20 protein-coding genes are annotated in these 22,677 nt (G+C 72.0%); 15 read left to right on the forward strand and 5 right to left on the reverse strand.

Annotated elements, in window-relative coordinates; all coding sequences use genetic code 11:
- Positions 1 to 18 precede the first annotated feature (18 nt).
- A complete protein-coding gene (locus OOJ91_RS25860; protein WP_266248927.1) occupies positions 19 to 1,179 on the reverse strand; it encodes a serine hydrolase domain-containing protein in 1,161 nt (386 codons plus the stop codon).
- A gap of 207 nt (positions 1,180 to 1,386) precedes the next feature.
- Here OOJ91_RS25860 and OOJ91_RS25865 point away from each other — a divergent pair, with 207 nt between their 5' ends.
- Complete coding sequence (locus OOJ91_RS25865) at positions 1,387 to 2,622, forward strand: sensor histidine kinase (RefSeq protein ID WP_266248929.1); 1,236 nt, start codon at positions 1,387 to 1,389, stop codon at positions 2,620 to 2,622.
- Positions 2,623 to 2,627: 5 nt separating this feature from the next.
- Positions 2,628 to 3,278: a response regulator transcription factor gene (locus OOJ91_RS25870; RefSeq protein ID WP_266249862.1), complete on the forward strand. Its 651-nt coding sequence runs from the start codon at positions 2,628 to 2,630 to the stop codon at positions 3,276 to 3,278.
- 349 nt (positions 3,279 to 3,627) lie between these two features.
- Here the strand turns inward: OOJ91_RS25870 and OOJ91_RS25875 are convergent, their stop codons facing one another.
- Together OOJ91_RS25875 and OOJ91_RS25880 are read right to left on the reverse strand one after the other, a co-directional pair.
- Positions 3,628 to 4,548, reverse strand: a complete 921-nt coding sequence (locus tag OOJ91_RS25875; protein ID WP_266248931.1) for a helix-turn-helix domain-containing protein — start codon at positions 4,546 to 4,548, stop codon at positions 3,628 to 3,630.
- A 150-nt stretch (positions 4,549 to 4,698) separates the two neighbouring features.
- Positions 4,699 to 5,613 carry a cyclase family protein gene (locus OOJ91_RS25880; RefSeq protein WP_266248934.1) on the reverse strand — a complete coding sequence of 305 codons (915 nt, stop codon included), beginning with the start codon at positions 5,611 to 5,613 and terminating at the stop codon, positions 4,699 to 4,701.
- Positions 5,614 to 6,202: 589 nt separating this feature from the next.
- On the opposite strand from OOJ91_RS25880, the gene mfd reads away from it, so the two are divergent.
- The 4 genes from mfd to OOJ91_RS25900 all read left to right on the forward strand — a co-directional run bounded on the left by mfd (position 6,203) and on the right by OOJ91_RS25900 (position 13,457).
- A complete protein-coding gene (mfd, locus tag OOJ91_RS25885) occupies positions 6,203 to 9,832 on the forward strand; it encodes a transcription-repair coupling factor (RefSeq protein ID WP_266248936.1) in 3,630 nt (1,209 codons plus the stop codon).
- A gap of 119 nt (positions 9,833 to 9,951) precedes the next feature.
- Complete coding sequence (locus OOJ91_RS25890) at positions 9,952 to 10,719, forward strand: hypothetical protein (RefSeq protein WP_266248939.1); 768 nt, start codon at positions 9,952 to 9,954, stop codon at positions 10,717 to 10,719.
- A 2-nt stretch (positions 10,720 to 10,721) separates the two neighbouring features.
- Positions 10,722 to 11,708: a nucleoside triphosphate pyrophosphohydrolase gene (locus OOJ91_RS25895; protein ID WP_266248940.1), complete on the forward strand. Its 987-nt coding sequence runs from the start codon at positions 10,722 to 10,724 to the stop codon at positions 11,706 to 11,708.
- A gap of 129 nt (positions 11,709 to 11,837) precedes the next feature.
- Positions 11,838 to 13,457, forward strand: a complete 1,620-nt coding sequence (locus OOJ91_RS25900) for a DUF885 domain-containing protein (RefSeq protein ID WP_266248942.1) — start codon at positions 11,838 to 11,840, stop codon at positions 13,455 to 13,457.
- A gap of 7 nt (positions 13,458 to 13,464) precedes the next feature.
- Here the strand turns inward: OOJ91_RS25900 and OOJ91_RS25905 are convergent, their stop codons facing one another.
- Entirely contained in the window at positions 13,465 to 14,157 is a 693-nt protein-coding gene (locus tag OOJ91_RS25905) for a hypothetical protein (RefSeq protein WP_266248944.1), read from the reverse strand.
- Between the two features lie 213 nt (positions 14,158 to 14,370).
- Between OOJ91_RS25905 and eno the strand changes: the two genes are divergently transcribed.
- The 4 genes from eno to OOJ91_RS25925 all read left to right on the forward strand — a co-directional run bounded on the left by eno (position 14,371) and on the right by OOJ91_RS25925 (position 17,487).
- Complete coding sequence (gene eno / locus OOJ91_RS25910) at positions 14,371 to 15,654, forward strand: phosphopyruvate hydratase (RefSeq protein ID WP_007455677.1); 1,284 nt, start codon at positions 14,371 to 14,373, stop codon at positions 15,652 to 15,654.
- A gap of 84 nt (positions 15,655 to 15,738) precedes the next feature.
- Positions 15,739 to 16,377 (forward strand): FtsB family cell division protein, encoded by a 639-nt coding sequence (locus OOJ91_RS25915; RefSeq protein WP_266248945.1) that lies wholly within the window; start codon positions 15,739 to 15,741, stop codon positions 16,375 to 16,377.
- Between the two features lie 34 nt (positions 16,378 to 16,411).
- The gene (locus OOJ91_RS25920; protein ID WP_266248946.1) at positions 16,412 to 16,969 is read left to right on the forward strand and encodes a DUF501 domain-containing protein; all 558 of its coding nucleotides are present in this window, start codon (positions 16,412 to 16,414) and stop codon (positions 16,967 to 16,969) included.
- The gene (locus OOJ91_RS25925) at positions 16,966 to 17,487 is read left to right on the forward strand and encodes an amino-acid N-acetyltransferase (RefSeq protein WP_266248948.1); all 522 of its coding nucleotides are present in this window, start codon (positions 16,966 to 16,968) and stop codon (positions 17,485 to 17,487) included. Before OOJ91_RS25920 ends, OOJ91_RS25925 begins: the two co-directional genes overlap by 4 nt.
- 1 nt (position 17,488) lies before the next feature.
- Here the strand turns inward: OOJ91_RS25925 and OOJ91_RS25930 are convergent, their stop codons facing one another.
- The gene (locus OOJ91_RS25930; protein ID WP_266249863.1) at positions 17,489 to 18,355 is read right to left on the reverse strand and encodes an alpha/beta hydrolase family esterase; all 867 of its coding nucleotides are present in this window, start codon (positions 18,353 to 18,355) and stop codon (positions 17,489 to 17,491) included.
- A gap of 108 nt (positions 18,356 to 18,463) precedes the next feature.
- Here OOJ91_RS25930 and OOJ91_RS25935 point away from each other — a divergent pair, with 108 nt between their 5' ends.
- The 5 genes from OOJ91_RS25935 (at position 18,464) to OOJ91_RS25955 (ending at position 22,617) form a co-directional block, all read left to right on the forward strand.
- A complete protein-coding gene (locus tag OOJ91_RS25935; RefSeq protein ID WP_266248950.1) occupies positions 18,464 to 19,486 on the forward strand; it encodes an ArsR/SmtB family transcription factor in 1,023 nt (340 codons plus the stop codon).
- Positions 19,487 to 19,507: 21 nt separating this feature from the next.
- Complete coding sequence (locus tag OOJ91_RS25940) at positions 19,508 to 20,437, forward strand: Ppx/GppA phosphatase family protein (protein ID WP_266249864.1); 930 nt, start codon at positions 19,508 to 19,510, stop codon at positions 20,435 to 20,437.
- A 167-nt stretch (positions 20,438 to 20,604) separates the two neighbouring features.
- On the forward strand, positions 20,605 to 20,937 hold the full coding sequence (locus OOJ91_RS25945) for a PadR family transcriptional regulator (protein ID WP_007455685.1): 333 nt from the start codon (positions 20,605 to 20,607) through the stop codon (positions 20,935 to 20,937).
- Positions 20,934 to 21,980: an HAAS signaling domain-containing protein gene (locus OOJ91_RS25950; protein WP_266248953.1), complete on the forward strand. Its 1,047-nt coding sequence runs from the start codon at positions 20,934 to 20,936 to the stop codon at positions 21,978 to 21,980. The genes OOJ91_RS25945 and OOJ91_RS25950 overlap by 4 nt, the downstream gene beginning before the upstream one ends.
- Positions 21,981 to 22,110: 130 nt before the next feature.
- Positions 22,111 to 22,617 carry an LppU/SCO3897 family protein gene (locus OOJ91_RS25955; protein ID WP_266248955.1) on the forward strand — a complete coding sequence of 169 codons (507 nt, stop codon included), beginning with the start codon at positions 22,111 to 22,113 and terminating at the stop codon, positions 22,615 to 22,617.
- Positions 22,618 to 22,677: the final 60 nt, after the last annotated feature.

Genomic DNA, 22,677 nt, shown 5'->3' on the forward strand with positions numbered 1-22,677 from the left:
AGCGGTGCACGGTCTTGGTCAGTCGTTCGCACAGAGGACCGAGCGCAGGGCGGCCAGGTAACCCGCGCTCGACGGCACCGCAAGCTGCCCCCGGACGTTCCGGTCGATGTCGAAGACGTTGGCGGCCAGGACGAGCTGGCGGGAGTTGTCGAGGCTGGACACCGCGATGCTGGTGAAGCCCGGCCCGCCCCCGTCGGTCGTCCACGCTCCGATCGCGCCCGACGCGCACGGCAGCGTCACCCGCTGCACCCCCAGGCCGTACTCGTTCGGCGAGTCGCCCATCGGCACCACGGTCTCCAACTCTCGCTGCTGTGCCGGCGCGAGCAGTAGTCCGCCGAACAACGCCCGGTGGAACCGCGCCAGGTCGGCCGCCGTCGAGATCATCGCCCCGGCGGTCCAGTCGTACGACGGGCTGAACACTGTCACATCCCCGCCGGTCAGGTCGTAGCCGTGCAGATGCCGGCCGTGGATCTCCGGGTCGGTGATCGGGAACGAGGTCTGACTCAGGCCGAGCGGCCCGATGATCCGCCGCCGCACCTCGGTCGCCGCGTCCCGGCCGGTGACCGCCTCGATGATCAGGCCGGCCAACAGGTAGTTGGTGTTCGAGTAGCGCCACGAGGCGCCGGGGGCGAAGTCCGGCCGGTGCGCCACCGCCAGGGCGATCACCGTACGGGGTGGGATGACCCGGGCCCAGTCGTGCTCGTCCAGGTACGGGGCCCAGAAGCTCCGTTCCTCGGTGGGGTCCCAGATGCCGCTCGTGTGGTTGAGCACCTGCCGGACGGTGATCGTCGAACCGTCGTTGCCGTTACCGCGGACGACCCCCGGGAGCCAGCGCTCGACCGGGTCGTCGAGGGTCAGTCGACCCTCGCCCACCAGTTGCAGCAGCACCGTGGAGACGAACGCCTTCGTGTTGCTGGCGATCCGGAAGCGATCCTCCGGCCGGGCCCGCGCCCCGGTGGCCCGGTCGGCCACCCCCGCCGCCAACTGCCACCGTCGGCCGTCCACACGCCCGTAGGCCACCGCGGCGGGGAAGCCGTCCGCGACCAGTTGGTCGAGCGCGGCGGCCAACGCCCGGCGTTCCGGCGCCCCGTGGTCGGCGAGGACCGGTCGAGGTGGAACGGCGAGGGCGGTGACCATCGTGCCGACCGACACCACAACTGTCCAGACCGAACGCATCATGACCTGCTCCCATCGACGAAAGGTGTGTTGCCGTCGACCCTGCCGGCGTGTGGACCGCAGCGACATGCGGCTCTCCCGCCGATCGGGTGGGGTTAACCCGACGGGTTGCCCGGCTGGGCCGACGGCCCACATCCGGGCATGCTGATCCGGAACACTCGCTGCCGGCTCGTCCGGGACGGTGTCGTCCGGCACGGTCGGGAGGATCAGATGACGCGTCTCCGGCAACTCCGCAACCAGGTCGGGTACGTGCTGACCAGCCTGCCGCTGGCGGTGGTCGGCTTCGCGTACGCGGTCGTCACGGTGGTCGTCGGCGGAGTGCTCGCGTTGACGCTGCTCGGCCTGCCGCTGCTGTCCTCCGGCGTCCTCGGCGCGCGCGGTTGGGGATGGCTGCACCGCGCGCTGGCCCGGGCGACGCTGGGATTGCGGGTGGTGGGCCCGCGACCGGTCCGACGACGGCCCGGGCTGCTGGGGTACGTCCGGAGCGGCCTCGGCGATGGCACGGGGTGGCGGGCGCTGGCGTACCTGATCGTGAAGCTGCCGGTGACCCTGGTGGCGACGGCGGTGATCGCGGCCTTCCTCTGCTACCCGGTGTTCCTGCTCAGCCATCCCCTCTGGTGGTCGCACCGCCCCGCCCTGGAACTCGGGGACTTCTCCTTCGACACCTGGCCCCGGTCGTTCCTGCTTGCCGGGATCGGCGCCGGGATGCTCCTCGCCGGCACCTGGCTGCTACGCCTGCTCCTGCTCCTGGACGGGCTGCTGATCCGTGGCCTGCTCGGCCCGACCAGCCTCGACGAACGGGTCGACGACCTCGAAGAGGCCCGCGCGCTGGCCGTCGACGACGCCGCCGCGCTGCTGCGCCGCATCGAGCGTGACCTGCACGACGGTACGCAGGCACAACTGGTCGCCCTGGCCATGAAACTCGGCCTGGCGAAGGAGAAGCTCGCCGGTGACGCCGCGCCCGAGGCCAGGGCGCTGGTGGAGACTGCGCACCGGGACGCGAAGATCGCCATCACCGACCTTCGTGACCTGGCCCGGGGCATCCATCCACCGATGCTCGACAACGGTCTGGAGGCGGCGCTGGACACCCTGGTGGCGCGGGGCGCCGTACCCGTGCGGTTGCGGGTCGAGGTGCGCGACCGACCGTCACCTGCCGTCGAGACGACCGTCTACTACTGCGTCGCCGAGCTGCTCACCAACGTCGCCAAGCACGCGGCGGCCCAGCGGGCGACCGTCGAGGTGCGGCAACTCGACGGCCTGCTGCGGGTGCAGGTCGCCGACGACGGCGGCGGCGGCGCCATGATCGGGAAAACGACCCACGCGCTGCCCGGCGGCGGGCTGGCCGGCCTGCGCGACCGGGCCCGCACCGTGGACGGCACGATGCGGATCGACAGCCCGCCGGGCGGGCCGACGCTTGTCACACTGGAACTCCCGGTGCGGCGATGACCCGGCTGCGCGTCGTCATCGCCGAGGACTCCGGGATCCTCCGCGACGGGCTCAGCTATCTGCTCGCCGACCGAGGGCACCTGGTGCTCGCCGCCGTGGCCGACCCGGAGGCGCTGCGGGCCGCCGTGGACGAACACCGCCCCGACGTCGCCGTGATCGACATCCGGATGCCGCCGACGTACACCGATGAAGGACTGCGGGCCGCGCTCGCCGTACGTGCCGCCCACCCCGGTACACCGGTGCTGCTCTTCTCCCAGTACGTGGAGACCCGGTACGCGGCGCAGCTCCTCGCTGGCGGTGCCGAAGGTGTCGGTTACCTGCTCAAGGACCGGGTGGCCGAGGTAGGCGAGTTCGTCGACGCCCTCACCCGCGTGGCCGGGGGCGCGACAGTGCTCGATCCGGAGGTGGTGACGCAGCTCCTCGGCACGGCCCGGGGCCCCGGGCACCTGGCCGGCCTCTCCGAGCGGGAACGGGCCGTGCTGGCCCTGATGGCCGAGGGACGCGCGAACGTGGCGATCGCCTCCGCGCTGTTCCTCAGCGTGGGGGCGGTGGAGAAGCACATCACCAGCATCTTCGGCAAGCTCGGTCTGCCGCCCACCGAGACCGACCACCGTCGGGTGCTCGCGGTGTTGCGATACCTCCAGTCCGGCACCTGACGCGTCGCTGTCGCTGTCCGCCGTCGCGTCCGCGGCTCATGTCGTCGATGTTGATCGAGTCGATGCCGATCAGGGCCGTGCCGGCGTCGGCGAGGCGGTCCAGCGGCACCCCGGTCAGGTCTGCGCGGCCGGCCAATGCGAGCAATTTTCTTCAAGACCATGGCTCCACACACCGGGAGGATGGTTCACGTCGGTCCGGAAGCCGCCTCACCACAGGGTTGGCCGGCTCGGGGCACGCGGATCTTTTCGGGGAGGTCCGACGCCCCGGCCCGGCCCTGGGCGGGCCGCGTTCGCGCGTGCCTGAGGAGGTGCCGCACGCCCCCCGTGTGGCACCTCCGCCCGCCTTCGGTCAGGCCGTTCTGGTCGGGTCTTCGTCGGTCGTGGTGAGCAGGCGGCGCAGTCGGGCCGGTGGGTGACCCACCTGCTCGCGGACCACCCGGGTCAGGTGTGCCTGATCGGCGAAGCCGTACTCGCTGGCGAGCGCGCCGAGCGGCCGGCCATCGGGCTCGGCGAGCGTGTTCAGCACCGCCCGTACCCGCAGCCGGTTGCGGTAGGCGGTCAGGCTGCTGCCGGTCATTCGTTGGAACACCCGGCTGAGATGGTGCGGCGAACTGCCCACCTGCCGGGCCACCTCGCCCAGACCCAACGTGAACCCGGAGTTGGCGAGCACCTCCCGGGCCTGGTCGGCGAGCCGCCGGTGCGCGGCCAGCGTCGCCGGCCGTCGGCGGACGGCCCGCTCCACCTCAGCGCCCGGGTCGTCGGAGTCCAGGGCACTGTGGTGCAGCAGGCGGGTCAGGAACCGCTGGAGCCGTTCGGCCATCTCGAACCCGTCCAGCCCGCGCCGGAACTCGGCCGCCAGCAGGCGGTGCGCCAGGTCCAGCGTGGCGTCCGAGGTGCCGGCCCAGCCGCCCCGGTCCAGCCAACGCTCAGCGTCCGGCCGCTCCGCCAGCACCGCCGGATCGATCTCCAGGCACGTGTACGAGTCACCGCAGCCGAACGGGTGTGCCACCGCCATCTCGTCGCCGGGGCGGGTGAGCATCACCGAGGTGGCGTCGGAGAGCCCCACCCTCCCGTTGAGCCGGTGCCGGTACGCCCCGGAACGACCCAACACGATCTTGTGTCGATCCTCTGCGACAGTCTCCGTCCAACCGTGGTCCTCCACGATGCAGTGCACCTGGTAGATCAACATCCCGTCCGGGTGCCCCAGCACCCGCCACCGCGCCAACGTGGTGCGGCGACGCGGATCACTGCCGACTCCCTCAGCGGGCATCGCTACCCCCCTGCGCGGCGACCGTCCACTCTCCGCAGAGATCGTGCCGACTCACCATCCCCTCCGTCCACCCCGCCGCCCGGAACAGTGGATCGGCCGCTGCTGCCGTGGGCGTCGGTCGGCTGCCCATGGGGCCGACGGTCGACGGCTTCAGGGGCCGACGACGGCGAAGGCGCGGACCGGGAAGGTGCCCATGCCGGCCACCATCGGTGGGGCCGCGGTGAAGCGGAACCCGCTGGGTGGCAGCGCGTCCAGGCCGGTCAGGTGCTCTACGATCGGGATGCCGGCGGCGAGCAGGGTGCTGTGCGCGGGGCGTTCGCCTCCGGCCGCGGGGCTCATGTCGTCGATGTTGATCGAGTCGATGCCGACCAGGGCCGCGCCGGCGTCGGCAAGCGCCTGGGCGGCGTCCCCGGTCAGGTACGGAGCGTCCGGCGCGCCGTACCGCTCGGTGCCGAAGTGCGCATCCCACCCGGTGTGCAGCAGCACCGCCCGCCCGGCCACCTCGTACGGGGCCAGCATCAGCCGGTCCACGGCGCGGCTGCCGGCCGGCACCCGGATCACCACCCCGGGCAGGTCGGCGAGGCGGTCCAGCGGCACCCCGGTCAGGTCTGCGCGGCCGGCCCAGCGGTGGGCGGGAGTGTCCACGTACGTGCCGGTGTTGGCGATCAGGTCGATTCGGGCCACCTGGAACTCGGTGCCCGGCGCGTAGTTCGCCCGGGACGCCGCGAAGGTCAACCAGTCGGTGATCCGCGGCGCCGGCCAGCCGGGCAGAGTGGTCATCCCGTCGCTGATCACGTGGCTCAGCTCGACCAGCCGACGGTCGGCGCCGGACCCGTCGACGGCGACGCCCCGGCCGCCCTTGTGCGGCTCATCGATGATCGTCTTCGCGCTGATCCGGACCTCGGCCACCATCAGCAGCCCCAGATGCCTGACGAACAACGCCGCCAGATCGCTGTCGGTGATCTCCCGACCGGGGATGTCCAGCCGGAACCCCTCGGTACGCAGCCCGCCGCCGTTGGCGAAGCTCACCTCCGCGTCGAACTGTGCCCGCCACTGCCCACCCATGCCGAAACCCGACCATGCCGGCCGCCCACCGGTCAAGATCTACGTACCGTTCCGCACCGCCCGGGCTGCGGGTGTCGGCCGTCTCGGCCGCGGCGGTCTGTGGTCCGCGTCCCCCAAGATCGTGCTCGATCCAGGAAAGAGTGGGGGTCCGCCGGCTACGAGACCACTTCTTCCTATCGAGCACGATCTTGCGCGGTCGCCGGCAGCGCGACGGGTCGTCCCGCACGGTCACCTGCCCGCAAGCCTCGGCGCGGTCGACGGCGCTCCCCACCGACAAGATCCGGCGCTCCCCACCGACAAGATCCGCACAACATCAGGGAAAGTGCTGCCTCCCGCGCGCCGGAAGCAGCAACTTCGGGGAAGTTGCGCGGATCTTGGGGCCTGGCGGGGGTTGGGGCGGGCGGGGCGCGGGGCGGGCGGGGCGCGGGGCGGACGGGGTGACGCGTGGGGCGACGCGCCGGGAGTGACGCGGACCTGGGCGGAAGGGGGTGACTGTCGGTGGACGGAGATAGGCTTGTTGGCGTGCACCCCCCGTCCGGCTGGACGAGGGGCCGCAGTCGTGTGCGTCGACTTCCCCGAAAGGTTTCCCTTGCTCACCGGTCTGTTCTCCGCCGCCCTGGCCGACCCCGGGCTGGCCCGGGCGCGTGACCTGGCGCGCTCGGGTGCCGCCCAGGTCGACGGCCTCGACATCACCGCCCCCGCCGCCCTGCGCCCGTTCGCCGTCGCGGCGGTCGCCGCGGACAACCAGGGGGCCGGGCGACCCGTGCTCGCGGTGACCGCCACCACCCGCGAGGCCGACGACCTGGCCGCCGCTCTGGCTGGGCTGCTGCCGCCGGAGCAGGTGGTGGTCTTCCCCTCCTGGGAGACGCTGCCGCACGAGCGGCTCTCCCCCCGCTCGGACACGGTGGGCCGCCGGCTGGCCGTGCTGCGCCGCCTCGCGCACCCCGAGTCGACAGACGCGCACGGCGGCACCGGGCCGCTGCGGGTGGTCGTGGCGCCCGTCCGGTCGCTGCTGCAACCGCAGCTCAAGGGCCTCGGCGACCTGGAGCCGGTGCAGCTCGCCGCCGGCGAGGAGGCGGACCTGGAGGAGGTCGCCCACCGCCTGGTCGACATGGCGTACGCCCGGGTCGACCTGGTCACCAAGCGCGGCGAGTTCGCGGTGCGCGGCGGCATCCTGGACGTGTTCCCCCCCACCGACGAGCACCCGTCCCGGGTCGAGTTCTGGGGCGACGAGGTGGAGGAGATCCGCACCTTCGCCGTCGCCGACCAGCGGACCATCGAGCAGGTTCCGCTGCTCTGGGCGCCGCCCTGCCGTGAGCTGCTGCTCACCCCGGAGGTGCGCGGCCGGGCCGCCGCCCTCGCCGAGCAGCACCCCGAGCTGGCCGAGATCCTGGACAAGCTGGCCGAGGGCATCCCGGTGGAGGGGATGGAGTCCCTCGCTCCGGTGCTTGTCGGCCCCGACTCGCTGGAGCTGCTGCTCGACGCCATGCCGGCCGGCACCCACGTCCTGCTGTGCGACCCGGAGCGCATCCGCACGAGGGCGCACGACCTGGTGCGTACGTCGGAGGAGTTCTTGCAGGCCAGCTGGGCCGCCGCCGCTGTCGGCGGCCAGGCCCCGGTGGACGTCGGCGCCGCCGCCTTCCGCACCCTCGGTGAGGTGCGCGCCACCGCCGGCACGCTCGGCCAGCCGTGGTGGACGCTGTCCCCGTTCGGGTTGGGAGAGGCGGAGACCGCCGAGACGCGGCAGCCCTGGGAGGACGCGCCCGAGCAGGCCGCGGTCACCCCTGACGACGCCATCGCTGTCACCCTGTCCGCACAGCCGGCGCCGCTCTACCACGGTGAGACGTCGCGGGTGGTCGAGGACCTCAAGCGGTGGGCCGGCGAGGGCTGGTCGATCGCGCTTGTCTTCGAGGGGCACGGCCCCGCCCAGCGGGCGGTGGAGGTGCTGCGCGACGCCGGGCTGGGCGCCCGGCTGACCGAGGAGGTGCCGACCGCGCCCGCCCCCGGCGAGCTGGTCGTCACCTGCGGCGCGCTGAGCAGCGGGTTCGTCGACGAGGCGTCCCGCTTCGTGCTGCTCACCGGCAACGACGTGACAGGCGGTCGGGGCACCTCGACGCGGGACATGCGCAAGATGCCGAGCCGGCGGCGCAACACCATCGACCCGCTCGAGCTCAAGGCCGGCGACTTCGTGGTGCACGAGCAGCACGGCATCGGCAGGTACGTCGAGCTGGTGCAGCGCACCGTCAACGGCGCCAGCCGGGAATACCTGGTCATCGAGTACGCGGCAAGCAAGCGCGGCCAGCCCGGCGACCGGCTCTTCGTGCCGACCGACCAGCTCGACCAGCTCTCCCGCTACGTGGGTGGCGAGCAGCCGACGCTGCACAAGATGGGCGGCTCGGACTGGCAGAAGTCCAAGGCGCGGGCCCGCAAGGCGGTCCGGGAGATCGCCGCGCAGCTCATCCAGCTCTACGCCGCGCGAAAGGCGTCCAAGGGCCACTCGTTCGGCCCGGACACCCCGTGGCAGCGCGAGCTTGAGGACGCGTTCCCGTGGCAGGAGACGCCGGACCAGCTCGCCGCTATCGACGAGGTCAAGCGGGACATGGAGCAGACCGTCCCGATGGACCGGCTGATCTGCGGCGACGTCGGCTACGGCAAGACCGAGATCGCGGTCCGGGCGGCGTTCAAGGCCGTGCAGGACGGCAAGCAGGTGGCGGTGCTGGTGCCGACCACGCTGCTGGTGCAGCAGCACTACAACACCTTCGCCGAGCGGATGAGTCAGTTCCCGGTGCAGATCCGGCAGCTGTCGCGGTTCCAGACCCCGAAGGAGACCGAGCGGACGCTGGAGATGGTGGCCGACGGCACAGTCGACATCGTCATCGGCACCCACCGGCTGTTGCAGACCGCCACCCGGTTCAAGCAGCTCGGTCTGGTGGTCGTCGACGAGGAGCAGCGCTTCGGCGTCGAGCACAAGGAGCACCTGAAGACGCTGCGGGCCTCGGTGGACGTGCTGAGCATGTCGGCGACCCCGATCCCACGCACCCTGGAGATGGCGATCACCGGCATCCGGGAGATGTCCACGATCGCCACCCCGCCGGAGGAGCGGCACCCGGTGCTCACCTTCGTCGGCGCGCAGGACGACAGGCAGGTGGCCGCGTCCATCCACCGCGAGTTGCTGCGCGACGGTCAGGTCTTCTACCTGCACAACCGGGTCGAGTCGATCGACCGGGCGGCACGACGGTTGCGGGAGCTGGTCCCCGAGGCGCGGGTCGCGGTGGCGCACGGCCAGATGGGTGAGGACGCCCTGGAGAAGGTCATGGTCGGCTTCTGGGAGAAGGAGTTCGACGTCCTGGTCTGCACCACGATCGTCGAGTCGGGCATCGACATCCCGAACGCCAACACCCTGATCGTGGAGCGGGCCGACCTGCTCGGTCTGGCCCAGCTGCACCAGATCCGCGGTCGCGTCGGCCGGGGTCGGGAGCGGGCGTACGCGTACTTCCTCTACCCGCCGGAGAAGCCGCTCACCGAGCACGCCCACGAGCGGCTTGCCACCATCGCGCAGCACACCGAGCTGGGCGCCGGCATGTACGTGGCGATGAAGGACCTGGAGATCCGGGGCGCCGGCAACCTGCTCGGCGGCGAGCAGTCCGGCCACATCGAGGGCGTCGGCTTCGACCTGTACGTGCGCATGGTCGGCGAGGCCGTCTCCGCGTTCAAGGGTGAGCGGCCGGAGGAGGAGACCGACGTCAAGATCGACCTGCCGATCGACGCGCACCTGCCGCACGACTACGTGAGCGTGGAGCGGCTGCGCCTGGAGATGTACCGCAAGCTCGCCGAGGCACGCGACGAGGAGCGTCTGCGGGAGGTCGTCGCCGAGATGACCGACAGGTACGGCGAGCCGCCGGCCCCGGTGCAGAACCTGGTGGCGGTGGCCCGGTTCCGGCTGCTGGCACGCCGGTACGGCCTGTCCGACGTGACCATGCAGGGCAAGCACATCCGGTTCGGGCCGCTGCCGCTGCCCGACTCGAAGCAGTTGCGGCTCAAGCGCTACCACCCGGACGCCGTCTACAAGCAGGCCACCGACCAGGTGAGCGTGCCCCGACCGACCACCCGTCGGATCGGCGGCGAACCGCTGCGTGACCAGGCGCTTCTCGAGTGGTGCGGGCAACTGCTCTCCGACGTGCTGGGCGCCCCCGCCCCGCTTGTCGCCGCAGCCGGCTGAGCACGGCGCCTCCGTCGTACCGGCAGGGCGCCGGTGCGGCGGAGCGCCGGGCCGGCGCGCGGCGGGTGGAGGTGGGGGGCGTCACAGCCCCGGGGTACTGGCGTGAGAGAGTGACGGTCATGCGTGCTCGCCGTCTTGTCGCCGTCGCCACCGTGGCGGTCGGCATCGTCGCCCTCTCCGGTTGCCGTGCCGAGCCCGGTGTCGCCGCCTACGTCGGGGACCACCGCATCACCGAGGATGCGGTCACCGCCGTGCTGGACGACCTGCGGGCTAACAACCCGACGCCCCCGGCGGAGGACCCGTCCGCCGCCGCGCAGCCGCCCCTGCCCGGCCCGGCCCAGGTGGCCAGCGTGCTGGTGCTGGGCGAGGTGTGCGCGCGGGTGTCGAAGGAGAAGAACTACCAGCCGCGCGCCCAGGTGTCGCCCGAGCAGGCGGCCCAGCAGTTCGGGCTCGCGCCGGGCACCCGGTACGTGCGCTCGGTCGCCGAGCTCTACACCTGCCTGTCCGGGGTGCCGGCCGGCGAGGCGGTCGCCCCGACCGACGAGGAGTTGGCCGACGTGATCGCGGCGGGTCGCAAGGCGGCCAAGATTCCGGCCAACGTGAGCGACGAGGACGCCGCCAGTCAGCTCGACGGCGAGCAGTCGCGCGATCAGTTGCGCGCCGCGCTCGCGACGCGCAGGTCGCTTGTCGAGGCGGTCAAGAGCTACGACGTGACGGTCAACCCCCGGTACCGGCCGCTTGAGTTCCCGGTGCTGACCTTCGAGGGCAACGCTCCCGCGGTCAGCGTTCCGCTGGGCGAGGCGGGTTCCGGCACGGTCACCGACGTCTCCACCCCGGACGCGACGCCGTCGAGCGGGAGCCCGGACGCCGAGGGCACGGCCAGCTGAGCATGACGGCACGGATCGTCCTGCTTGTCACCTCACCCCGCTTGCCGGCCGGCCTGCTGACCTCGGCCGCCTGGGACGTCGTACGCCAGCATCCGGTCCTGACGGGCGCGGAGAGCGAGTTGACGACGGCCGTGCGTCAGGCGGGCGCCGAGGTGACAGTCGTGGACGGCCCGGCGACACAGCCGCTGCTCGACACGGTGGCGGCGCACGGCGCGGCGGTCTGGTTGGCCGGCCCGGCCGGTGACGAGTCGCTGGCCCGGAGGCTCGGTCTGCGGCTGGCCCGGGAGCCGGGGCTGGCCGAGTTGGAGCTGATGTACGGCTCGTGGGACCCGCCGGGGGCCCGGCTGCTCGACGCGGTGGCCGTGCTGGACCGGCTGGCCTCGCCGGGTGGCGACCCGTGGAAGCGGGCGCAGACGCACCGCAGCCTCGCGGGCTACCTGCTGGAGGAGAGCTACGAGGCGTACGACGCGATGATCGCGGACGACACCGACTCGCTGCGTGAGGAGTTGGGCGACGTGCTGTTGCAGGTGGTCCTGCATGCCCGGCTCGCGGAGGAGCTGCCCGAGGGCGAGCGGTGGACCATCGACGACGTGGCGGGTGGCCTGGTCGACAAGATGATCCGGCGCAATCCGCACGTCTTCGCCGGCGCCCAGGCGGGCACGCTGGACGAGATCACCGCCAACTGGGAGCGGATCAAGCGGGCCGAGAAGGCGCGCGATTCCGTCCTGGACGGTGTGGCGTTCAGCCAACCCGCCCTGGCCCTGGCCGCGCAGATCCTGGACCGCGCAGCCCGCAACGGCATCGAGGTCCCCCCTCCGCCGCCCGAAACGCAGACGGATCCCGAAGCGAAACTGGGCGCAAGCCTGCTGGCCACCGTGGTCGCCGCCCGCAAAGAGGGCATCGACCCGGAATCGGCCCTCCGCCGAACAACCCTGGCCCACGCCGAAGCAATCCGGGCCGCCGAAAAGCCACCCACCGACCCCCGCTGACCCCCACCAACCCCCACCGACCCCCGCCGACCCGCGGTGATCAAGAGGTTTGGGTCAGAATCCGGCCCGGGAGTGACGCAAAGCTCTTGATCACCGAGGTGGGCGCGGAGGGATCGGTAGGGTGGGTTGGTGGAGGAGTTCGGGGTACTTGCGGAGCGGGTTGTCGAGGCACTGCTGGAGTCGCGGCCTGGGGTCGCCACCGCTGCCGGGGATCATCGGTTCGACTCTCGGCTTCCGGATTTCTCCGTCGACGCGGTTGCCGCCGACCGGGTGATGCTCTCCGACGCGGCGAACGCTTTGTCCGAACTGGACCCCGACTCGCTCGACGTCGACGAACAGGTCGATCACGCGCTGCTCACCTCATTCGTGGACCGGGAGCTGTTCGAGCTGACCGAGATCCGGTCGCACGAGTGGGACCCGCTGCACCACAACCCCGGCCCGCTGCTGCACCCGTTGCTGGCCCGCCCGTACGCCCCGGCCGAGGTGCGGTTGACGCAGTTGGCCGGCCGGCTCGCCGCCGTACCGGATGCCCTCGCCACCGCCCGCGCGACGCTGCGGGACATGCCGCGGATCCACGCCGAGACGGCGGTCGGGCAGTTCACCGGCACGGCCGCGCTGATCCGCGACGAGCTGCCGGGGCTGATCGCCCAGGCGCCGGGCGGCCTCGACGAGGTCGAGCCGGCGGCCACCGCCGCGATCGCCGCGCTTGACGAGTTCGTCGCCTGGCTGCGTGCCGGCCTGGCCGCCGACGCGGGCCCCGGCCGCGACCCGCGACTGGGCCGTCGCCGCTGGGAGGCGCGGCTCTGGCACACCCTCGACACCGAGCTGGGGGCCGCCGAGATCCAGCGCCGCGCCTGGGCCAACCTGGACCGGGTGACCGCCGAGATCCGTGCGGCGGCCGTCGAGCTGGTCGGTGGGCCGGCCGACGACGCGACGGTACGCCGGGCGCTTGACGTGCTGGCCGCCGAGCACCCGGACAACTCGACGATCGTCGAGCTGGCCGGGGTGACCCTGGACGAGGCGACCGACTTCGTCCGCACCCACGACCTGGTCACTCTTGTCGACGACAGGTGCGTGATCCAGGAGATGCCGGAGTTCGCGCGGGGCGTGGCGGTGGCGTACTGCGACTCGCCCGGCCCGCTGGAGACCGCCCCGGTGCCGACCTTCTACTGCATCGCGCCCACCCCGGCGGACTGGTCGGCGCGGCGCGTGGACTCCTTCTATCGCGAATACAACGATCACATGGTCCGCAACCTGACAGTGCACGAGGCGATGCCCGGCCACTTCCTCCAGCTCGCCCACGCCCGGCGGCACGTCGGCGGTACGCGGGCGCGGGCACTGGCCCGGTCCGGCCCGTTCGTCGAGGGCTGGGCGGTGTACGCCGAGGAGTTGATGGCCGGGCTCGGCTTCGGTGGCCTGCCGGTGCGGTTGCAGCAGCTCAAGATGCAGCTCCGCATGACAATCAACGCGCTGCTCGACCAGTTGGTGCACGCCGAGGAGCTGCCCGAGGCCGAGGCGATGGCGTTGATGACCGGGCGGGGCTTCCAGGAGGAGGGCGAGGCCGCCGGCAAGTGGCGCCGGTCGCTGCTCACCTCGACGCAGCTCTCCACCTACTTCGTGGGGTACAGCGAGGTGGCCGAGATCGCCGGGGCCCGCCCGGACGGGGTGTCGGTGCGTGACTGGCACGACGCGATGCTCGCCCAGGACTGCCCACCACCGCGCCACCTGCGCACGCTGCTGGGCATCTGAGCAGGCGTCAGGAGCCGCCCGGTCGGCGGTCCACCACGCCGGCCCCGGCGGGCGGGTCGAACGCGTTCTTCTCCACCGTCTCGGAGTAGCTGCTCAACGCCAGCTCCATCGGTTTGCCGTCGACCGAGCCGAGGAAGCTGCCGAGCACGCCCTCGGTGGTCACGCAGGCGCTGAAGTCGCCGTCCGAGCGCTGCACCTCGACGCAGGCGGCGTGGTGCCCCGCGACTGTGGTGTCGCTCTGCTTGATCACCGCCTGTGGGTCGAGCGCGGCGGCGGTCAGCAGCCCGACCACCACCGGTGGGGTGACGAGCCCCTGCTGGTTGGCCTCGGTGAACAGCGCCACGGTGGGCTTGCTGCCGGGGGTGGGTGGCGCGACGAGTGTGCACGCCGTCCGACCGTTGGTGGTCGTGCAGCGGGTGACGGCGTCCGGGGTGACGGTGAGCCGCCCACCCGGGTAGGTGTAGGCGGAGCGGGCCGGATCCTGCGCCTGCACGATCGCTGCGGTCTGGCCGCCGGGCAGTTGGTAGTCGGCCGAGTAGGTCAACTCCAACGCCCGGTCGAGGCGCGCGGCGAGGTCGTTGACGAGATCCGAGCGACCCATGGCGCTTCCGGCGTCCTCGAAAGTCTGACAGCCGGTGACCGTGAGCGACGCGATGACCGACACGGCGAGCATGCGGAGGGTGGTCGAGGCGGCGGGCATGCCGACCAGCCTGGTGGATCAAGTCGGCGCAGCGCAAACCCGTTGCCGGTTGACGCCCGGAAATCCGGGAATGTCCGTCAACGCGGGGCGACTCGGGTGCGCGGGCGACGCCGTGCCCGATCCCGCCGCCCGATACGCTGCGTTCAACACCTGCCTCAGCCGCACCGTCGCGGCCCACCCACGGACCGGATCACAACAACGAGGAGCGACTCAGTGGCAACCATCGAGGGAATCGTCGCCCGGGAGATTCTCGACTCGCGGGGCAACCCGACGGTCGAGGTCGAGGTCGGCCTGGACGACGGCACGGTGGCCCGCGCCGCAGTGCCCTCCGGCGCCTCCACCGGCGCGTTCGAAGCGATCGAGCTGCGCGACGGTGACGCCGACCGCTACCAGGGCAAGGGCGTGGAGAAGGCGGTCTCCAACGTCGAAGACAAGATCGTCGACCAGATCATCGGGTACGAGGCCAGCGAGCAGCGGCTCATCGACCAGAAGATGCTCGACATCGACGGCACCGACAGCAAGTCGGAGCTGGGCGCGAACGCCATCCTCGGGGTCTCCCTGGCGGTGGCGAAGGCGGCTGCCGGCAGTGCCGAGCTGAGCCTCTTCCGCTACCTTGGCGGCCCGAACGCGCACCTGCTGCCGGTGCCGATGATGAACATCCTCAACGGTGGGGCGCACGCCGACTCCAACGTCGACATCCAGGAGTTCATGGTCGCGCCGATCGGTGCGCCCACCTTCCGCGAGGCGCTGCGCTCGGGCGCGGAGGTCTACCACGCGCTGAAGTCGGTGCTGAAGAAGAAGGGCCTGTCGACCGGGCTCGGCGACGAGGGTGGCTTCGCCCCGAACCTGCCGACAAACGCGGCTGCCCTGGACCTGATCTCCGAGGCGGTCGAGAAGGCCGGTTACCGGCTCGGCACCGACATCGTGTTCGCCCTCGACGTGGCGGCCACGGAGTTCTTCGACAACGGCACCTACACCTTCGAGGGCGCCGCGAAGTCCGCCGAGGAGATGAGCAACTACTACACCAAGCTGGCCGGTGACTACCCGATCGTGTCGATCGAGGACCCGCTGGCGGAGGACGACTGGACCGGCTGGCAGACGCTCACCGCGTCGATCGGCGACCGGGTGCAGATCGTCGGCGACGACCTGTTCGTGACCAACCCGCAGCGCATCGCCCGCGGCATCGCGGAGAAGGCGGCAAACGCGGTCCTGGTCAAGGTCAACCAGATCGGTTCGCTCACCGAGACCCTGGACGCGGTGGACCTGGCCCACCGGGCCGGCTTCAAGTGCATGATGAGCCACCGCTCCGGCGAGACCGAGGACACCACAATCGCCGACCTGGCGGTGGCCACCGGCTGCGGCCAGATCAAGACCGGCGCGCCGGCCCGCTCGGACCGCGTCGCGAAGTACAACCAGCTGCTCCGGATCGAGGAGGAGCTGGCCGACGCGGCGCGCTACGCGGGCGCGGGCGCGTTCCCGCGTTACCGTTCGGCCTGAGAGATTGTCGGGAAGCCCCGCAGCGGCCCTGGGGCTTCCCGACGAACTCGGCAACACTCGTAGCCTCGGGGGAGGGGTGTGACGATGCAGCGCCGCACACCGGGTGGTCAACGTCCCGCCCGCCGACCTGGTCAGGCCGGCCGGCCGGGTGCTGGCCGGACCACCCGCGGTGCGCTCCGGGACGCCGGCGTACGCGCCGAACCGCGCGGCGCCGCCGGTCGGGCGCCGGGCGCGGTCCGGGGCGCCGAGGGCGTACGTTCCGCGAACCGTCCGGCGGCTGCCCGGCGTACGGCCTCGGGCGGCGCCGTGAAGCGCCTCGCCGCACCCCATCCCCGTCGCTTCACCGGCCGGGCCACGGTGCTCTGCGCGGTGCTTATCGCGCTCGCCCTTGCGTACACCTACCCGGTGCGCGTCTACCTGGACCAGCAGGCCGACATCGAGCGGATGGAGGCCGCCCAGGCGGCGCAGGAGGAGGAGATCGCCAAGCTGGCCGCGGAAGCGGCCAAGTGGCAGGACGACGAGTACATCACCACGCAGGTTCGGGAGCGGTTCTTCATGGGCCGGCCGGGCGAGAAGATGATGGTGGTGCTGAACGACCCGGAGGGCGCCGCCCGCGACGCCGGGAAATCGCCCGGCTCGGCCGCCCCGGCCGGTCCGACGACCTGGTACGACACGCTCTGGTCGAGTGTGCGGGCAGCGGACAGCCAGCAACCGGGCAAGTGAGCCACCGACCAGCACACCAGGAGAGACGAGCACCGTGACTGTCGCACCACCGCCGGAGTCGGCGGCGGATTCCGTACCCCTGCCGCAGCGGGAGCCGGCCACCGAGGCCGACCTGGCCGTGGTGGCGGCGCAGCTCGGCCGGACGCCCCGGGGCACCCGGGCGGTGGCCCACCGCTGCCCGTGCGGCCTGCCCGACGTGGTGGAGACGACACCCCGCCTCGCCGACGGCACCCCGTTCCCGACGCTGTACTACCTGACCTGCCCCCGGGCCACCGCAGCGTGCAGCCGGCTGGAGTCGGCCGGGCTGATGAAGGAGATGGCCGACCGGCTGTCGACGGATCCGGAGCTGGCCGCCCACTACCGGGCAGCGCACGAGGACTACCTGGCCCGCCGGGAGGCGGTCGGTGAGGTGCCGGAGATCGCGGGCATCTCCGCCGGTGGGATGCCGGGCCGGGTGAAGTGCCTGCACGTGCACCTCGGCCACGCCCTGGGCGCCGGCCCCGGCGTGAACCCGTTCGGTGACGAGACGTTGGCGCTTGTCGAGCCCTGGTGGGCGAGCGGCCCGTGCGTCGACGTGTCCCCCACGGAATGACCACGCAGGCCGAGGGGCGGATCCTGGTGCGGCGGGCCCGCACCGAGGATGTGCGGGGCATCCGCCGGTTGGTCGACACGTACACCGACGACCGACGGTTGCTGAGCAAGGCCACCGTCACCCTCTACGAGGACGTGCAGGAGTTCCGGGTGGCGGTCCGGCCCGACGACGGCGTCGTGGTGGGCTGCGGGGCGTTGCACGTGATGTGGGAGGACCTGGCCGAGATCCGCACGGTCGCCGTCGACCCGTCCTGTCATGGCCAGCGGATCGGGCGCCGGCTGGTGGGTGAGCTGATCGACGCGGCCCGGGAGCTGGGTGTGGCGCGGATCTTCGCGCTCACCTTCGAGACCCGGTTCTTCGGCTCGTTCGGCTTCCGCGAGATCGACGGCGCTCCGGTGCCGCAGCCGGTCTACGAGCAGTTGCTGCGTTCGTACGACGAGGGTGTCGCGCAGTTCCTGGACCTGGAACGGGTCAAGCCGAACACGCTTGGCAACACCCGGATGCTGCTGCGCCTGTAGCTCACGTGCGGCGGGGATGGCTGGTGAAGAAGTCCAGGATCAGGTCGGTGGCCGAAACACCCGCGGCGGGCGCGGCGAGCTGACCGGAGGTCGCCCCCGGCCAGCTGTGGCCCATGTCGGCGATGGTGTAGACGCTTACCTCGCTGCCGTCCGCGCACCGCGCCTCGGTCCGCGTCACCCTCGGCACCCCGGACGCCTTCGACGCCGGTGTGCACCGCAGCCGTTGCTGCCAGGTCTTGATGCCTGTCTGGAATCTCGGAGCGGCCTCGTCCTGACCGCCGATGAAGGTGATCACGGAGACGGGCGACTTCGGCACGTAGCTCTCGTTCGTGGTCAGTGACCCGCTGAAGCCGCCGCTGACCACTCCGATCGCGGCGTACCTGCCGGTCGCCTCCACAGCGGCCCGGAAGCTCATGTCGCCGCCGTTGGAGATGCCTGTGAGAAAGACCCGGTTGGGGTCCGCCCGCCAGGTCTGCACCAGGTGGTCGGTGAGGGCGCTGAGGAAGCCGACGTCGTCCGCGTTGCCGCAGCAGGACAGCGCGTTGTAACCACCGTCCAGCCCGTCCGGGTAGGCGACCAGGACGTTGTCCTTGTCGGCCCTGGCTTCCAGGCCCGCCAGGTCCCGCACCAGGTATCCCGACCCGGGGTAGAAGTGCAGCCCGATGATCAGCGCGGACGGTCGGCTCGGGTCGTAGCCGGGCGGGGCGTGCAGCAGGTAGGCGCGGTCGAGCCCGTTGTGCTTCAGGGTGAGCTGGTGGTCGCCCGGCGCCGGGCGTTCGCCCGGCGCGGAGGGGGCCGACGAGGGCTGCCCCCGCTCACAACCCGCCGCCATGACAAGGAGGCAGAGCCCCGTCAACACCGCCACCATTCGCCGCACGCCGGCCACCCCCCCGTCGACCCCGCCGTCCACACTGGATGGGCCTGGCCCGCGCATCAACCCTTTCGGTCCTGGCCGAAGGCGGGCAGGCTGTCTCCCATGCTTCGCCTCCAGCTCGGGCCGGCAGACCTCTGCCGGGTGCGGTTCGGCGAACGGCTGCATCCGGTCGGGACGGCGCTGCTTGCCGGTCAGTGGCTGCGCGACCCGACTGTCGCGGCGATGGCGCCGGCGCTCGCCGAGCGGGCGACGGCTGTCGAGAGGACGGGTGCGGCCCAGACCGCCACCGCCGTCCTGCGGCACCTGCTGCCGGAGCGGGGGCGCCTGCCGGACTTCGTCACGCCCTTCGACGGTCTGGAATCACTTGCGGCAGGTCTGGAGGCGATCCGGGCCACCCCGGCACGCCAGGTCCGCGCCGAGACCACTGCGGCGTACGACGGAGTCGTCGCCACCCCGCTGCGGCGGCGGTTCGCGGCGGCCGACCCGGAGGTGCTTGACCTGTTCCGTGGTGCCGTGGGTACCTGGTTCGACACGGTGCTCGCGCCGCTCTGGCCCGATCTGGTGTCGACGCACCGCCAACAGGTGACATTCGCCAGTCAGCGGCTCGCCCAGCACGGCGTCGCCGGGCTCTTCGCGGGACTGCACCCGGCGATCAGGTGGCGGGAGCCGGTGCTTGAGGTGCGGACCTGGTGGGACGGGGAGGTGATCGGAAGCGGTCACGGCATCATCCTGCTGCCATCCCCGTTCGCCGGGCCCCGACCCCGGGTGCTTGTCCAGCCGGGCCGGCCGATCCTCCTCGTCTATCCGGCGCCGGTGCCGATCCGCGCCGACGCCCCGGTGGGCGACCCACTCGGCCGACTGCTCGGTGCCACGCGCGCGGTCGTGCTGCGGCGCCTCGCGGACGAGGGCGGGCTGACGACAACGGCGCTGTCCCGGTCGGTCGGGGTCAGTCTCTCGTCGGCCTCCGAGCACGCCACCGCGCTGCGGGAGGCCGGTCTGGTCGTCAGCGACCGGGAGGGCGGCACGGTCCGGCATCACGTGACACCACTCGGCGCGGGTCTGCTGGGTGCCGGCCTGCCGACAGGCGCGGGCGTGCGTCCGGGTGTCGACGGTGGGCTGTCGTAGGGTTGCGGCGTGACGACGCGTGTGGCGGCCATCGACTGCGGGACCAACTCGATCCGACTGCTGGTCGCCGACCTGCCCGAGGAGTCGGCCGGGCCACAGGCCCCGCTTACCGACGTGACCCGACGGATGGAGATCGTCCGGCTCGGGCAGGGCGTCGACCGGACGGGGCGGTTGGCGCCGGAGGCGATCGAGCGGACGCGTGTGGCGCTGGCGTCGTACGCCGCCGACATCGAGAAGTTGGGCGCGCAGCGGGTCCGCATGTGCGCCACCTCGGCCTCCCGGGACGCCGCCAACGCCGACGACTTCACCGAGATGGTGCGGGGCACCCTCGGTGTCGCGCCCGAGGTGGTCAGCGGCGACGAGGAGGCCCGCCTGTCGTTCACCGGCGCGGTGCGCGGGCTGCCCGCCGACGCGTCAGAGCCGTTCCTGGTCGTCGACATCGGGGGCGGCTCCACCGAGTTCGTGGTCGGTGACCGGGCGGCAGGCGTGCGGTCGGCGATCTCCGTGGACATCGGTTGCGTCCGGATGACCGAGCGGCACCTGTCGGACGACCCGCCGACGGCCGCGCAGATCGCCGCCGCGCAGGCCGACATCGCCGCCGTCGTGGACCGGGCGCTCGCGGCGGTGCCCGGCCGCGAGGCCGCCACCCTGGTCGGCCTCGCCGGCTCGGTCACCACAGTCGTCGCCATCGCCCAGAACCTCCAGGAGTACGACCCGGAGCGCATCCACCACGCCCGGGTGTCGTACGAGGCGGTGGCGCGGGTGACCGCGGACCTGCTGGGTCGGACAGGCGCGCAGCGGTTGGCGATTCCGGTGATGCACCCGGGCCGGGCCGACGTGATCGGGGCGGGCGCGCTCGTGCTTCGCGTGATCATGGAGCGGGCCGGGATGCCCTCGGTGGTCGCCTCGGAGCACGACATCCTCGACGGCATCGCCTGGAGCCTCCAGTAGGCCACCCCGGCCCCTGATCGACACGACATCGCCGATATCGCGGTATCCGGGCCACCCGGACACCCCGATATCGACGACCTCGTGTGGATCAAGCCGCCCGACCCCCGCCAGGCGTTTCGGGGGCGAACCGTTGACGCTACTTCGCATTGCGCACTAGTGTGCAATGCGTGGACACCACACAGTTGTTGAAGGGCGTGCTCGATCTGGCCGTCCTCGCCGTCCTCCGGGAGGAGGACGGCTACGGTTACGACATCCTGCGCCGGCTCCGCGAGGCCGGCCTGGAGGAGATCGGCGACGCCTCGGTCTACGGCACGCTGCGCCGTCTCTTCGCCGCCGGCCTGCTCACCACCTACGTCGTGCCGAGCGAGACCGGCCCGCACCGCAAGTACTACTCACTCAACGCCGCCGGGCGTGACCAGTTGACCCGCTCCGGCAAGCTCTGGCGCTCGTTCGCCACCACAATGGACACTCTGCTCGACGATCGGGGGCTGGCGGCATGACCGTCACGGAGCAGGAGATCACCGACTACGTGGCGCGGGTCCGGGCCGCTCTGGCCGACCTGTCGCCCGACCGGCGCGACGAGCTGACCGAGGATCTCGCCGACCATCTCACCGAGGTCGCCGCCGAGGGCGAGGGCACCCTCGTCGAGCGGCTGGGCGAGCCGGAGACGTACGCCGCCGAGCTGCGCGCCGCGGCCGGCGTCGGCGTGGGCGGTGGCCGCAACCTCGACCAGCGGGTCGCCACCGCGATGGTCCGGGCCCGCAGCCGGCTGCGGGCCATCGACACCCGGCTCGGCCCACCCCTGGGGTACGCGACGGCGAGCGACTTCCTCCGTCTGCTGCGTCCGGGTTGGTGGGTGCTGCGGGGTTACCTGGCGGCGATGCTGGTCACCGTGATCACCACGGGTGGCAGCTTCGGTCTGCTGCCCCGGTTCGGTGGTGAGCTGCTGGCCGGTCTGATCATGCTTGTCGGTTTCGTGCTCGCCTCGATCTGGCTGGGTCGCCGATCCGGTCAGTTGAGTCGTTGGCCGCGGTCGGCGTTGCAGGTCGGCAGCGCGGTGCTTGTGGTGTTCGCGCTGTCCGCCCTGATGCAGGCCGAGGACCGGATGCGCTACGGCGACTACGGCTACGACCCCACGTCTGTGGACAACCCGTACGACCGGATCAGGGACGTCTTCGTCTACGACAGCGAGGGCCGGCTGGTGGAGAACGCCCGGCTCTTCGACGAGAACGGCAATCCGATCCGACTCGGCTATCCGGACTGCGCCGACCTCGCCGAGGCATACGCCAATCCGGTGCTGCGGGCTTACCCGTACTGCCCGGATCGGGCGCCCTTCGGGCCGCGCGGCCCGGGCATGCCCGCCCGGCCGACGAGCGGGCCGCAGCCGACCGAGACGTCGGCGCCGACCGGCCCGCAGCCGACCGACACGTCGGCGCCGGCCGAGACCCGGGCGGTCCCGACACCCACGTCGACCCCGGCGAGTCCGAGCGCGACACCGAGCGGCACGCCGAGTGGCGACCCGACCCCGACCGCGACGAGCTGACGGGCGATGTGAACCAGATCATGCACACGATGCTGGGAAATAGCTGAACGGACGAGGCGAGCGGGACGACACCGGAAATCAATGATCGTTACGGTGTCGTCTGCTCATCCACCCCTCGGAAGGAACCCCCGTGTCAGAGCAGGTCGCACCGCCCCCCGCGTCCGACGCCGCGCCGCAGCAGCCGGCCGTCGAGACGCCCGCCCAGCCGGCCGTCGAGACGCCGCCCCCGGCCGAGCCGGAGGCGAAGAGCTCCGGCGGGAAGAAGGCGCTCGGCATCATCGGCGCGATCGTCGTGTTCCTCGTCGTCGCCGGCCTGAAGTTCGGTCTCGGCGCGGCGATCGGCAACTTCCTGAACAAGGACGAGACGGCCGACGCCAAGGCCGGCGACTGCATCGCCGAGCTGCCCGAGATCAAGGGTGACAAGGAGGAGGAGGTCGACGGCGCAAAGGTCGTCGAGTGCACCTCCACCGACGCCGCGTACAGCGTGGTCGGTCGGATCGACGGGCAGACCGAGGCCCAGGCCAAGGCCGAAACCACCTGCAACGAGTTCTTCAAGGAAGACCAGGAGGGGTACGTCTTCTACAGCATCGAGTCGGGCAAGAAGGGCTACGTGCTCTGCCTGACCAAGAAGGCCTGAGCGAAGGTTCGACCGAACAGGTCTGACCGGGCTGCGACACCGGTGACGGCGGCGGGGGAG

The organism is Micromonospora lupini (genome assembly GCF_026342015.1).
Lineage (GTDB): Bacteria > Actinomycetota > Actinomycetes > Mycobacteriales > Micromonosporaceae > Micromonospora > Micromonospora lupini_B.